Source organism: Segatella copri, assembly GCF_019249795.2.
Lineage (GTDB): Bacteria > Bacteroidota > Bacteroidia > Bacteroidales > Bacteroidaceae > Prevotella > Prevotella copri_B.
On the sequence record NZ_CP156891.1, the window covers coordinates 324,783 to 337,075 of the forward strand.

Below are 12,293 nucleotides of genomic sequence, written 5' to 3' on the forward strand. Positions count from 1 at the left end.
TAAACTCTAAAAAATGATGAAAGAGAAACTTTGGAATGCAAACTACATCAAGGTGATGACTACCAACTTTCTGTTGTATTTCGCCTTCTATCTGCTCACACCTTTGCTCCCTCTCTATCTGAGCGAAAATTTTGGAGCCACGAAAGATGTGATTGGAATTGTGCTGAGCGGCTATACGGTTGCCGCCCTCATCATTCGTCCGTTCAGCGGATATGTGGTTGACAGCTTTTCGCGCAAGAAGGTTCTGATGGTCTGTCTCTCGGCCTTCGCCATCTTCTTTGCCGGCTATATTGCAGCCAGCACGATCCTGATGTTTGCCATTTGCAGAACCCTGCACGGAGGTCCGTTCGGAGCCGTAACGGTTGCCAACAGCACCTGCGCCATCGACGTTCTTCCGGCAAGTAGGAGAAATGAAGGAATCGGACTCTACGGACTGAGCAACAATTTTGCCATGGCAATTGCTCCATCCATCGGAATCTATCTCCATAATGCGGTAGACAGTTACATGATTCTCTTCTGGATAGCTTTCATCGTGGCGATTGCCTCAGTTGTGATTGCAGGAACCATCCGCCTCCCCGAAAAGGAAATCGTTAAGAACAAGGAGAAGCTTTCTCTCGACCGCTTCTTCCTGACGCGTGCCTGGCTTCTTGCCATCAACATCGCCATGTTCGGTTTCTGCTGGGGCGTTCTGAGCAATTATCTCGCAATCTACAGCAAGGAGGAACTCGGAATTACGGGCGGAACGGGCACTTATTTTGCCCTTCTTTCCATGGGTCTGTTCCTGTCAAGATTGCAGGGAAGAAAAGCCTTGAGCCAGGGCAAACTTACCCAGAATGCGGCCGAAGGAATGCTGCTTTCGCTTGTTGGTTTCATCATCTTTGTTGCCGTCAAGCACCCGGTAGCCTATTATCTTTCGGCTTGTCTCATCGGCCTGGGCAACGGTCATCTTTACCCAGCCTTCCTCAACATGTTTATTAATGTGGCTCGTCACAACCAGCGTGGAACGGCAAACAGCAGCATTCTTACAGGTTGGGATTTGGGCTTCGGAATCGGCTGTCTGCTAGGCGGAGTTGTGGCAGAACATTTCGGTTACAACGGAACATTCTGGATGGTTGCTATAGAAAATGCAGCTTCCGTTCTCCTCTTCTTCGCCGCTTCAAAACAATTCTTTGAGAAGAGACGTAGAGAATAGAAAACAGTTAATAAAGAGAAATATAAGATTATGAATAAAAAAAGAGCACTTCATCCGAGACAGAAGAAAGTCTCAGGCGAAGTGCTCTTATTTTTATCTTACTTTTCTGTTTTTAGAAAGGAAGATCATCTGCGCTACCACCCTCTGCTGCAGGAGCTGCAGGCTGAACTGGAGGGAATGCTGCAGTTGCGCCATTAGCAGGAGCTGCTGGCTGAGCAGGAGCTACAGGAGCACCTACTGGAGGAAACGCACCTGGCTGCATTCCGCCCATAGCACCAGCTACGGCGTTAGGGTCAACACGCTGGATGTTCCAGGCACGGATGCTGTTGAACCAACGGCCCTGATACTCGTGAGCATCAATATCGAAAGAAACCAGGAGTTCCTCACCACTCTGAATGTTGAACTGAGCCAGACGGTCTGCTCCGAAAACATCAAAGCACAATTTCTTTGGATACTGCTCGTGGGTTTCAATTACGAACGACTGAGCTTTCCACTCTCCTCTTGCAGAGACGCCGCTTCTTTCAGGCAAAACGGCAATAACCTTTCCTTGTAATTCCATATGATAATATTTAAAGTTTTTCCTTTGTTTAAAGGGTGTTTTTTTCTTTCTGACTGCGAAATTACTAAAAATAGTTCAAAAACTAGAACTTTTCTCCAATTATTTTTGCTTATCAGCGATATTTTTTGTATTTTTGTGCTCAATTAGGTGATATTGCCTAATTAAATTAAGGTGAAACAGAAAACAAAATAAAATTTAAATAAAATACTCATGAGATTTACAGTATCAAGTTCTGCATTGAGCAGCAAGCTCAACATGCTCGCAAAAGTGATTGGAAGCAAGAATTCGTTGCCAATCCTCGATTGTTTCCTTTTCCAAGTTGCTAACGGTGAAATGAGCATCACGGCTAGCGATAGTGATAATGTCATCAAGAGTACACTCGCTCTTACCGACCACGATGGAGAAGGTGAGTTTTGTGTGCCTAACCGCGTTATCCTCGATGCGTTGAAGGAACTGCCTGAGCAGCCTCTTCACTTCGATGTGGATACTGCCGGAGAAGCCGTTGCCATCAAGATTGTTTACCAGAACGGTCTTTACAACTTCACAGGTCAGAGCGCAGAGGAATATCCTCGCACACAGAGCATGAACGATGCTTGCACCACCGTTTCTTTGCCTACAGAAATGCTGATCAACAACATTTCACGCTCGCTCTTCGCTACAGCCAACGATGAGTTGCGCCCTGTCATGAACGGTATTTATTTCGACCTGACAGCAGATGCTCTCGCTATCGTAGCAAGCGATGGTCACAAACTGGTTCGCAGCAAGAACTTCACTATCAAGAGCGAATCTCCTTCAGCATTCAACTTGCCTAAGAAGCCAGCTTCTCTGCTGAAGAACATTCTGAGCAAGGACGGCGACGACGCTATCATCAAGTTTGATGACCGAAGCGCAGAAATCCAGTTTACTGACGGCGTTATGAGATGCAGACTGATTGATGGCCGCTACCCTAACTACAACTCTGTCATTCCAAACAATCCTAACGAGGTTACAGTAGACCGCAGAGGCTTGCAGAGTGCTTTGCGCCGCGTATTGCCATTTGCAAGCGAGAGCAGCCAGCTCATCCGTTTCCACATCGAGTCAGGCCGTTTCGAGGTTTCTTCTGAGGATATTGACTTCTCAACATCTGCAAAGGAACAGTTGTCTTGCGAATACAACGGCTCTCCTATCAGCATCGGCTTCAAGGGAAGCAGTCTGATGGAAATCCTGAGCAATCTCACCAGCGATAACATCATCATCCAGCTGGCAGACCCAAGCCGTGCCGGAATCATCGTACCAGCAGAACAGCCTGAGAACGAAGATATTCTGATGCTCATCATGCCTATGCTCCTTAACGACTAAAGGAGCACGGGCTTTCTCTGAAACAACAAAAAGAAAAGTATTTCTACAAAAATGAAACTCAATTTGACAAAGCCTCTGATCGTGTTCGACCTGGAGACAACCGGTCTCGACATGATCAAGGATCGTATTATACAGATTTCTTACATCAAGGTAATGCCTGATGGAACTGAAGACCGCAAGAACCTCTATGTAAATCCTTGCAAGGAGATTCCTGCCGAAGTAGTTGCCCTTACAGGCATCAGCAACGAAGATGTAAAAGATGCACCAACCTTCAAGCAGCTGGCTTCTACATTAGAGAAGGAATTTACAGGTTGCGATTTCGCAGGCTACAATTCCAACCACTTCGATGTACCGATGCTCGCAGAAGAATTCCTGCGTGCTGGAATCGACTTCGATTTCAACAAGTGCCGTCTCATCGATGCGCAGACCATCTTCATGAAGATGGAACGCCGTAACCTGGCTGCTGCCTACAAGTTCTATTGCGGCAGAAAGATGGAGGAAGATTTCGAAGCTCATCGTGCAGATCAGGATACAGAGGCTACTTACCGCGTGCTCATGGGCGAGCTCGACAAGTATGCTCCAGGCGTGCAGGACGAACCTGAGCGCGTGCTCAACAACAATATGGATGAACTTGCCGATTTCTCTAAGCAAAAGGATAATGTAGATTTCGCCGGACGCATCGTTTGGGAAGAGGTAAAAGACGCCCAGGGCAACGTTGTAAACGATGAGAACGGAAATCCTTTGAAGCACGAAGTATTCAACTTCGGTAAATACAAAGGATGGGATGTGGCTGAGATTCTGACCAAAGACCCGGGTTATTTTACATGGGTCTTGGGAAGCGATTTCACCAATAATACCAAGCAGGTGCTTACCCGCATCCGCCTTCGTGAATTCAACAAGAGAATGGGAAAATAATTGTTACCGGACTTTCGCAAGCAGTTGAAAAACAAACCTTGCGAAACTCGGATTTATTTCTTAACAGTTAGAAAAATTCATGTTAAAAGGAAAGAAAATCGTATTGGGCATTACGGGCTCTATTGCAGCCTACAAGTCTTGCCTCATCATACGAGGTCTCATCAAGCGCGGAGCCGAAGTGCAGGTGGTCATTACGCCTGCAGGAAAGGAGTTCATCACTCCCATCACCCTTTCGGCTCTTACGCATAAGCCTGTGGTAAGCGAATTCTTCTCGCAGCGCGATGGAACCTGGAATTCGCACGTAGACTTAGGTCTGTGGGCCGACGCCATGCTCATCGCTCCTTGCACAGCCTCTACCATGGGAAAGATGGCTCACGGAATTGCTGACAACATGCTCATCACAACCTATCTGTCGATGAAAGCGCCTGTTTTCATCGCTCCAGCCATGGACCTCGACATGTATAAGCATCCTTCTACCCAAGCCAACATGAAAACACTTCTGGGCTATGGAAATCACATCATAGAACCCGAAGTGGGATTCCTGGCAAGCGGACTGGAAGGAAAGGGACGCATGGAAGAACCTGATATTATCGTAGAATGCCTTGACAGATTCTTCGATGAACAGGCTCAGCAGAATGCGAAGACCGATGAAGCTGCATCAGAAAACTGCAAGGAAAAAGAAAGCGATAAGCTCGATTTGAAAGGCAAGAAGATCATGATTACAGCCGGACCAACTTACGAAAAGATTGACCCGGTACGTTTCATCGGCAATTATTCTTCCGGCAAAATGGGCTTTGCCCTTGCTGAAGAGTGCTGCCGTCGTGGTGCTGAGGTTACGCTGGTTGCAGGTCCGGTTTCGCTCAGCTGTTCCGAAGCCATTCATCGCATCGATGTAGAAAGTTGCGAGGAAATGTATCAGGCTGCCACTAAAGCTTTTGCCTCAACCGATGTAGCCATTCTCTGTGCTGCTGTTGCTGATTTCAAGCCAAGCGAGATTGCTGACAGGAAAATCAAGCGCGAGAAAGATGATCTGGAACTCCGCCTCGTCCCTACTCACGATATTGCTGCAGCCCTTGGCAAGATGAAACAAAAACATCAGAGAATTGTGGCTTTCGCCCTGGAAACCAACGATGAAGAGGCTAATGCACAGAAAAAACGCAAAAAGAAAAATGCCGATTTCATCGTGCTTAACTCTACTCGCAATCCGGGAACCACATTCCGTACGGATGACAACCAGATAACGATTATTTCTGAAGAGGGTAAGAAAGAATATGAGAAGAAACCGAAAACTGAAGTGGCTCGTGACATTATCAACGAGCTGGCTCATCTCTTGTAGCCCCATCACATCAGCCGCTCAGGAGTTACAGGCTAAGATTACCATCAACCATGCCCAGATTCAGGGCACGGAAAACCGGATATTCGATAATCTGCAGCAAACTCTTGAGCAGTTTGTGAACGACAGGCAATGGACGAATCTTCAATTCAGGAAGAACGAGCGCATCGTGTGCAACTTCAATATCACGGTAAGCAAGTATGATAAAGACCAGAATATCTTTACCTGCAAGGCGCTCATCCAGGCCAACCGTCCCGTCTACAATTCAGCCTATACGTCCACCTTATATAATAATGTGGATGAAAACTTCACGTTCAAGTTTGCCGAGTTCGACCAGCTGGAGTTTACCGAAGAGCGGATTGACAACCAGCTAACGGCTCTGCTCGCCTACTATGCTTACCTCATCATCGGTTTAGATCTTGACAGTTTTGCGCCTAAAGGTGGTGAAGACATTCTGCAACGTTGCATGAACCTCACCAACAACGCCCAGAATCTTGATTTTCCGGGCTGGAAAGCGTTTAGTGACAACAGAAACCGGTTCGCCATCATTTCCGATTATCTCGACGGAGCCATGGAGCCTTTCAGAATGCTGCAATACAACTATTACAGAAAAGGGCTCGATGAAATGGCGAATAATGTGGAACGAGGCAGAACTGAAATCACCAACACCCTGCTCCAGGATCTGAAGAAGGCACGTACAGACAGACCGCTCAGTCTGCTGCCACAAATCTGGACCGACTATAAGAAGGACGAGCTTGCTAACATCTATCAGAAACATGGCACTCAGAAAGAGAAAGAAAGCATTTATGAGCTGCTCTTCTCCATTAATCCTTCTCAAAACTCATATTGGGACAAAATCAAGGAATAAGGCTACATGCAGAATGATTCGAGGCAACTTCCCGGACGATAAAGCAAAGATTCTTCATAGGTAGGTTAAGTTCCTTTAAAACAATAAGATAAGAAATTATGCTCAAGCAATTATACATCAAGAATTTCACGTTGATTGACGAGTTGGACATTCCTCTTTATCCAGGATTCTCAGTCATCACGGGCGAGACGGGTGCCGGAAAGAGCATCATTCTCGGAGCCATCGGACTGCTCCTGGGCAATCGTGCAGACAGCAAGGCCATCAAGGCAGGAAGAGACCGATGCGTGATTGAAGCACACTTCGACCTGTCAAAATACGGAATGCAGGATTTCTTCGATGCTAACGATATTGATTATGATGCAGAAGACACCATCATCCGCCGCGAACTGACTGCTGCCGGAAAGAGCCGTGCCTTCATCAACGACACGCCCGTCCCCCTGAGCAAGATGAGAGAACTGGGCGAACAGCTCGTCGATATTCATTCGCAGCACCAGAACCTCCTGCTGCAGAAGGAAGACTTCCAGCTCAGCGTGGTCGACATTATTGCCCACGATGAAAAGCAGAAGAAGGCTTATCTTGCCGAATACAAGAACTATAAAAAGGCTAAGCAACAGCTGGAAGACCTGAAAGCGGAAATCGCAAAGAACAGGGAGAACGAGGAATTCATGCGATTCCAGTTTAAGGAACTGGATGACGCTAACCTGCAGGAAGGCGAACTTGAGCAACTGGAACAGGAAGCAGAAACCCTGAGCCATTCTGAAGACATCAAGACTGCTCTCTATGAAGCAGATAATGCACTCTCGGGCGAAGACGGCAGTATTCTCGACAAACTGAAGAATGCAGCCCAGCAGATTGACAACATCAAGGAGGTTTATCCGGATGTGAAAGAGGTGGCTGAGCGAATGCAGAGCAGCTATATAGAACTCAAGGATATTGCCCAGGAAATAAGCGGAAGCGTTGACAATATAGAGTTCGACCCGAACCGGCTTGAAACCATCAATTCCCGGCTTGACCACCTCTACTCGCTCCAGCAGAAATTCCATGTGGAAAATGTAGAGGAACTCATCGCCACTCGCGAGCGAATCAACGAACAGCTACAGCACATTGATAATGGAGATGAAGACATAGAAGAGCTGGAAAAGCAAGTTGCCCTTCTGCTTGTTAAGGCTGAAAAGCTGGCTGGTGAACTGACTGCCATCCGAACAAAATCGGCTAGAAAGATAGAAGAAGAAATGAAGAAACGTCTCATTCCTCTGGGAATTCCAAATGTCCGCTTCGAAATTTCATTCTCCGCCAAGCCGCTCAGTTCTGATGGTGTTGACAAGGTCAATTTCCTGTTCAGCGCCAACAAGAGCACGCTTCTCCAGCCGGTGAGTCAGGTTGCTTCCGGTGGAGAAATCGCCCGCGTCATGCTTTCTCTGAAGGCTATGATCAGCGGCGCCGTAAAACTGCCAACCATCATCTTTGATGAAATCGACACGGGAGTAAGCGGTAAGATTGCAGAAAAGATGGCGGAAATCATGACAGAGATGGGCAATTTGAACCGTCAGGTTATTTCCATCACCCACCTGCCGCAGATTGCTTCCATGGGAACCCATCATTACAAGGTTCTGAAAGAAGAAACCGAAGAGGGAACTCTTTCTCACATGAAGGAACTCAACGAGCAGCAGCGTATAGAAGAAATCGCCCAGATGCTCAGCGGAAGCGACATTACGCCTGCTGCCCTGGCAAATGCTAAGGAGTTGCTCAATAAACACAAGCAACACAAATAAGATTATGAAAAAAATAAATATGATCATGATGGGACTGATGCTCGGAGCATCGTCCCTCTATGCCCAGCCGGGTTCGGTCCAGAAACTGGCTAAGAGCGTTTTCACCTTGACTACTTTCAATCAGAAAGGCGACATTATCGCCTCTACCCAAGGTGTTTTTATCGACAACAAGGGAACGGCTATCAGCACCTTCAAGCCATTTGTCGGAGCTGTAAAGGCTAGCGTTGTTGACGCTTCCGGAAAATCGATTCCTGTTGAGGCCATCATGGGAGCCGACGAACTCTACGATGTGGCTAAATTCCGCATCAACGCCTCTACAGTTGCTGCCCCTATTGCAACCAAGGAATCGGCTGCTGGCGACAAGGTCTGGCTGGTTCCATATTCTATCAAGAAGCCGGCTTACCAGCAGGAGGACATCAGCAGCGTAGAGAAGTTCAAGACTACGTACAACTATTACATCTTCTCGAATAGTGCTCCCGAAAATGCAGTAGGTTGTCCGTTTGCCAACAAGAACGGTCAGGTCATCGGTCTGATGCACAGCAATGGTCAGGTTACGGCCATCGACGCCAACTACGCCAAGCAGCTGAAGGTAACCGGTCTTTCGAGTCTTGATGCAGCACTTCGCGAAACCACCATCCGTACAGCTCTTCCTGATACAGAGAACGAAGCGATGACGATGATGACTCTGAAGAAAGGCCAGACTACAGCTGATGAGTATGCGAAATATAGCGATGAGTTTATCAGCAAATTTCCTACTTCAGCCTTCGGTTACAAGGAGAAAGCCGCTTATCTGACGGATAAGGCCGAATATGATGCAGCTGCCAAACTGATGGAAGAAGGCATTAAGAAATCGGCTGCCAAGGATGAGGCTCATTCCAACTATGCCGACCTGATTTATCAGAAGATTATTTACAAGGGCGATTCTGTTTATAAGGACTGGACGCTTGATAAGGCCATAGCTGAGGCTCAAAAGGCATACGAAATCAAGGCTCAGCCTATTTACCGCCATCAGGAAGCGCAGATTAATTTTGTAAAGGGTGAGTATCAGAAAGCTTACGATACTTTCATGGATTTGACCAATACTTCACTTCTCAGCGGCGAACTCTATTTTGAGGCTGCCCAGGCTAAGAAGAATCTCAAGGCTCCAGCCAAGGAGATTGAGGTTTTGCTCGATAGTGCGGTAAGCGTTGGAAACAAGATCGGAATGGTTGCGAATTATTATCTGGCACGTGGAGAATTTCTGAAGGAGCAGGGTGAATTCCGCCGCGCTATTCAGGATTATAATATGTACGATTCCATTGCCCGTCCTGTTTCGCCAGCCTTCTTCTACACCCGTTACCAATGCGAAACCAAGTTACGCATGTGGCAGCCAGCCCTGCTTGATATTGCCCGCACCTGTTACCTGGCTCCTAAAGAGCCTACTTATTTTGCAGAATGGGCAAGTCTCGACTTGCGTGTAAAGCGTTATGATGAAGGAATCAGCGCAGCCACCCATTGCATAGAGTTGGCTCCTGAATATGCTGACGGCTACCTTCTCTTAGGACTGCTCCAGAAGGAGAAAGGAAATAAGGAAGAGGCCATCAAGAACCTGAAGAAAGCCCAGGAACTCGGCGATTCCCGCGCTGGAGAATATCTCAAGAAAGTGAAGTAATTATTTTAGTAATAAGTAAGAAAGTCCGTGGGCATTTTAACAGAACGCCTACGGACTTTCTTTTACATTTTAGTCATGTGGTACCCCAGCATTTTAAGCTCTACGGCTATTCCCATAAGGAACATCTGGTGAAGGGCGGCAACGAAACCACGGAAGGCTTCCTCGCTTCCAGGCTGCAGATTCAGATGAATCAGCTTGCTGTAAGAGCGCGAAGCACATTCTGCCACTACATTCGTAACAGTCTTATGCGCTTCCTCATTCAGCAGCAGAACCTTTTCGCAGATGTAATCATCCATGTGGTCGAAATCTATTCTGTCACGAAGATATTCATAATGATTCTCTACCTTGCTGTAGAGTTCCCAATCCTCATCCCAATACTTGGCAAGCGCCATTCCTACATACATGATCCAACCCAATGAAACCGTAGGATATTTGGCAAACTCGCGAATCGCATCAGGCAGATAACTCTCGCCTACTTTCTGCCACAGCTCTTCCAAATCCGGAGCTTCCGGCAAATGAGCGTCTACCTTATCAATACCCAGCAGATATTGATAAAGATCTTCCTTGAAGACAGCTTCAAAATTCTTTTTCTCTTCCATTTATCTTTTCTTTTTCTAATATTTTTTTACTGAACTCTGCAAACCCTGATTCCTATTTGCACCGGATGTTTATGCATGTAAGTATAAAGTGTCATCGGTTCATCAATCACCTTCTTGTGAATGCTGCTGGCGTTGAGCAGATGCAATCCGTCTTTGTGCCAGGAGGCAATACCGATGTGGGTTGTGTCGAGACCCTTTTTGTTGGTAATGATGGCGATAATGTCACCATCATGAATAGCGTTGCGGAAAACTGCCGTGTTGGCAATCTTGCCCTTCGGAACATAACGGTAACGCTTGCCGTTCACACTCTGTTCCAGTTTTCTGATTCCCGATTTCCATTCCGGATGAGCCTTAAGCATCTTATAGCTCGAAACATGCGTACTCATCCAGTTGATGTTCACGGTCTGAACGGCCGAGAAAGGAGGATTGGGCGCAATATTCTTCACGATTCCCTCGCGCTCGTTTGCATCCATCCAAATCGTGAAATAATGCTGGCGCTTCACATAGGAAACCTCTCCGCCCACATAACGCACATTCCGGAGATGTTCACAGAAAGCCGAGAAAGAAGTCTCATTCTTCTTGGCGCATAGGGTGAGCGCCGTTACCATCTCTACGTATGTGGTGCAGTCCAGCTCACGGGTGTTCACGATGAGCACCTCTTCCTTCGTTCGGTCCAGCGTGCCGCCCACATAAGGAACGCCCGCCATCTGCTTGCCGAACCAAAGCATCCAACTGGCTGGTTTCTTCTTCATCGCCCTTGCCTGCTGCAGCAGTCCTACAATCCGCAGACTGTCCTGCCGCTGATAAACCACATTCCCCCTGGCTTCTCCCGGAACAGCCAGCACGACAGCCAGCACGACAGCTGCCATTTTCGTAAATATTTTCATCTCTTCTCTTTTTATATATTAATGATGACGTTTCCTGCCGAAGTTCACACCCACATAAATATTGAGTGAGCCAAACGAATTGTTGGTAGAAAACTGTTTTTTCTTATAGTTGTAGGAATGGATGATGGTGCTGGCGCCCGCGTACCAATGCGTGTTGTTCCACACAATACCGAAGCGGCCTATTCCATCCAGGTTCACATTCTTGAAACTGAAGTTGGTAATGTCCAGATGTTCCCTTTCATTATCCGATTTCGAGCGGTTGTAAGCCACACCTACCGAGAGCGAAGCGTTGAAGAGCCAGTTCTTGGCGAAAACCCAGTTGTAAGCATAGCCGCAGGTTACGTTCACATCGCTGTATTTCACCTTGCTGAACATCAGCGAACTGTCTATCTTGGCTTCCGGAGTTCCCCCGTTTGTCAGATTTTTATTCAGCTTTTCATCTACAAGATTGGTCAGTTTATCCCAGTTCACCTCCAGTTCATGCTCCGTGTAACCGATTCCCAGAAGCATGGAACCGGCACTTCTCCGCTGCACCGTACTCTGCGAATAGGCGGCAGGATAAGAGAAGCGGCGATGGTTGAAGATGTAATAAAGATTGAATCCCTTGATGCTCGATTTGAAACCGTCGAAAGGAGCCTTGCGGATAGGGGCACAATCGATGTGCTCACCCAGATTCATCCGCTGAACATGATAGTCATTTCCCGTCTGGCGCCAGAACAGATCTATTCCCAGCAGACTGCTGTAGAGGCTCAGGTCAAACTCCTTTTTATTAGTGTGGTTATTCCTGAAATTAATGTGCTTCAGGTCGAACGTATAACCCAGAAACACCCATCGCCAGCCCAGATAAGGCCCCAGGCGGTAAGAAGGATCAGGCGAGAAGGAAATGCTCTGTCCTTCGCTGTTTCTGAGCGTATATTCCTCGTAGGTATTGGTGTTCTGCAGCATCACCGTATAATTGTAATGCTGGTCTTCTATATAAGCCGAATCCGTACTGTTGAATTCTCTGAAGAACCGGGTGAACACATCTCCCACCTGATGGAAGAAGGTTTTGCGATGGCGCTCTTTCACGAGGCTGTCCTGGGAATTGGACATGAACATCGTCTTGTTGAAGAGCGTTCCCAGCATGGTAGAATCCACGGACTCCCCTGCCCTTGCCGAAGTGCAGACAAGGGAACAGAT

At 47.2% G+C, this 12,293-nt stretch carries 11 protein-coding genes; 7 read left to right on the top strand and 4 right to left on the bottom strand.

Translation table 11 applies throughout. From position 1 onward, the window contains the following. Positions 1–13 precede the first annotated feature (13 nt). Entirely contained in the window at positions 14–1,192 is a 1,179-nt protein-coding gene (locus KUA48_RS01455) for an MFS transporter (RefSeq protein ID WP_117727804.1), read from the top strand. 112 nt (positions 1,193–1,304) lie between these two features. Here the strand turns inward: KUA48_RS01455 and KUA48_RS01460 are convergent, their stop codons facing one another. Further along, complete coding sequence (locus KUA48_RS01460) at positions 1,305–1,751, bottom strand: DUF3127 domain-containing protein (protein ID WP_117727805.1); 447 nt, start codon at positions 1,749–1,751, stop codon at positions 1,305–1,307. Between the two features lie 210 nt (positions 1,752–1,961). Between KUA48_RS01460 and dnaN the strand changes: the two genes are divergently transcribed. The 6 genes from dnaN (at position 1,962) to KUA48_RS01490 (ending at position 9,628) form a co-directional block, all read left to right on the top strand. Further along, positions 1,962–3,089, top strand: a complete 1,128-nt coding sequence (dnaN, locus tag KUA48_RS01465) for a DNA polymerase III subunit beta (RefSeq protein ID WP_153080249.1) — start codon at positions 1,962–1,964, stop codon at positions 3,087–3,089. 51 nt (positions 3,090–3,140) lie between these two features. After that, positions 3,141–4,004: a 3'-5' exonuclease gene (locus KUA48_RS01470; protein ID WP_118152440.1), complete on the top strand. Its 864-nt coding sequence runs from the start codon at positions 3,141–3,143 to the stop codon at positions 4,002–4,004. Positions 4,005–4,083: 79 nt separating this feature from the next. Beyond that, complete coding sequence (gene coaBC, locus KUA48_RS01475; RefSeq protein ID WP_153072650.1) at positions 4,084–5,340, top strand: bifunctional phosphopantothenoylcysteine decarboxylase/phosphopantothenate--cysteine ligase CoaBC; 1,257 nt, start codon at positions 4,084–4,086, stop codon at positions 5,338–5,340. Continuing rightward, positions 5,276–6,205 (top strand): DUF4835 family protein, encoded by a 930-nt coding sequence (locus KUA48_RS01480; RefSeq protein ID WP_228112606.1) that lies wholly within the window; start codon positions 5,276–5,278, stop codon positions 6,203–6,205. Before coaBC ends, KUA48_RS01480 begins: the two co-directional genes overlap by 65 nt. A gap of 98 nt (positions 6,206–6,303) precedes the next feature. Next, entirely contained in the window at positions 6,304–7,977 is a 1,674-nt protein-coding gene (gene recN, locus KUA48_RS01485; protein ID WP_218433172.1) for a DNA repair protein RecN, read from the top strand. Between the two features lie 4 nt (positions 7,978–7,981). Continuing rightward, positions 7,982–9,628 carry a tetratricopeptide repeat protein gene (locus KUA48_RS01490; RefSeq protein WP_118255306.1) on the top strand — a complete coding sequence of 549 codons (1,647 nt, stop codon included), beginning with the start codon at positions 7,982–7,984 and terminating at the stop codon, positions 9,626–9,628. A gap of 62 nt (positions 9,629–9,690) precedes the next feature. Here KUA48_RS01490 and KUA48_RS01495 read toward each other — a convergent pair whose 3' ends face one another. From KUA48_RS01495 to KUA48_RS01505, 3 genes are read right to left on the bottom strand one after another with little or no spacing between them, the layout of a single operon-like run. After that, positions 9,691–10,227 carry a hypothetical protein gene (locus KUA48_RS01495; protein ID WP_118255307.1) on the bottom strand — a complete coding sequence of 179 codons (537 nt, stop codon included), beginning with the start codon at positions 10,225–10,227 and terminating at the stop codon, positions 9,691–9,693. A gap of 26 nt (positions 10,228–10,253) precedes the next feature. Further along, positions 10,254–11,114 (bottom strand): N-acetylmuramoyl-L-alanine amidase-like domain-containing protein, encoded by an 861-nt coding sequence (locus KUA48_RS01500; RefSeq protein WP_218433170.1) that lies wholly within the window; start codon positions 11,112–11,114, stop codon positions 10,254–10,256. A gap of 18 nt (positions 11,115–11,132) precedes the next feature. Further along, entirely contained in the window at positions 11,133–12,206 is a 1,074-nt protein-coding gene (locus KUA48_RS01505) for a DUF4421 domain-containing protein (protein WP_118152488.1), read from the bottom strand. Between the last annotated feature and the right edge of the window lie 87 nt (positions 12,207–12,293).

Excerpts from the sequence above, each read along its gene's own strand:
- KUA48_RS01455 (WP_117727804.1), top strand. The coding sequence starts at position 14 with ATGATGAAAGAGAAACTTTGGAATGCAAACTACATCAAGGTGATGACT.
- KUA48_RS01460 (WP_117727805.1), bottom strand. The coding sequence starts at position 1,751 with ATGGAATTACAAGGAAAGGTTATTGCCGTTTTGCCTGAAAGAAGCGGC.
- dnaN (WP_153080249.1), top strand. The coding sequence starts at position 1,962 with ATGAGATTTACAGTATCAAGTTCTGCATTGAGCAGCAAGCTCAACATG.
- KUA48_RS01470 (WP_118152440.1), top strand. The coding sequence starts at position 3,141 with ATGAAACTCAATTTGACAAAGCCTCTGATCGTGTTCGACCTGGAGACA.
- coaBC (WP_153072650.1), top strand. The coding sequence starts at position 4,084 with ATGTTAAAAGGAAAGAAAATCGTATTGGGCATTACGGGCTCTATTGCA.
- KUA48_RS01480 (WP_228112606.1), top strand. The coding sequence starts at position 5,276 with ATGAGAAGAAACCGAAAACTGAAGTGGCTCGTGACATTATCAACGAGC.
- recN (WP_218433172.1), top strand. The coding sequence starts at position 6,304 with ATGCTCAAGCAATTATACATCAAGAATTTCACGTTGATTGACGAGTTG.
- KUA48_RS01490 (WP_118255306.1), top strand. The coding sequence starts at position 7,982 with ATGAAAAAAATAAATATGATCATGATGGGACTGATGCTCGGAGCATCG.
- KUA48_RS01495 (WP_118255307.1), bottom strand. The coding sequence starts at position 10,227 with ATGGAAGAGAAAAAGAATTTTGAAGCTGTCTTCAAGGAAGATCTTTAT.
- KUA48_RS01500 (WP_218433170.1), bottom strand. The coding sequence starts at position 11,114 with ATGAAAATATTTACGAAAATGGCAGCTGTCGTGCTGGCTGTCGTGCTG.
- KUA48_RS01505 (WP_118152488.1), bottom strand. The coding sequence starts at position 12,206 with ATGTCCAATTCCCAGGACAGCCTCGTGAAAGAGCGCCATCGCAAAACC.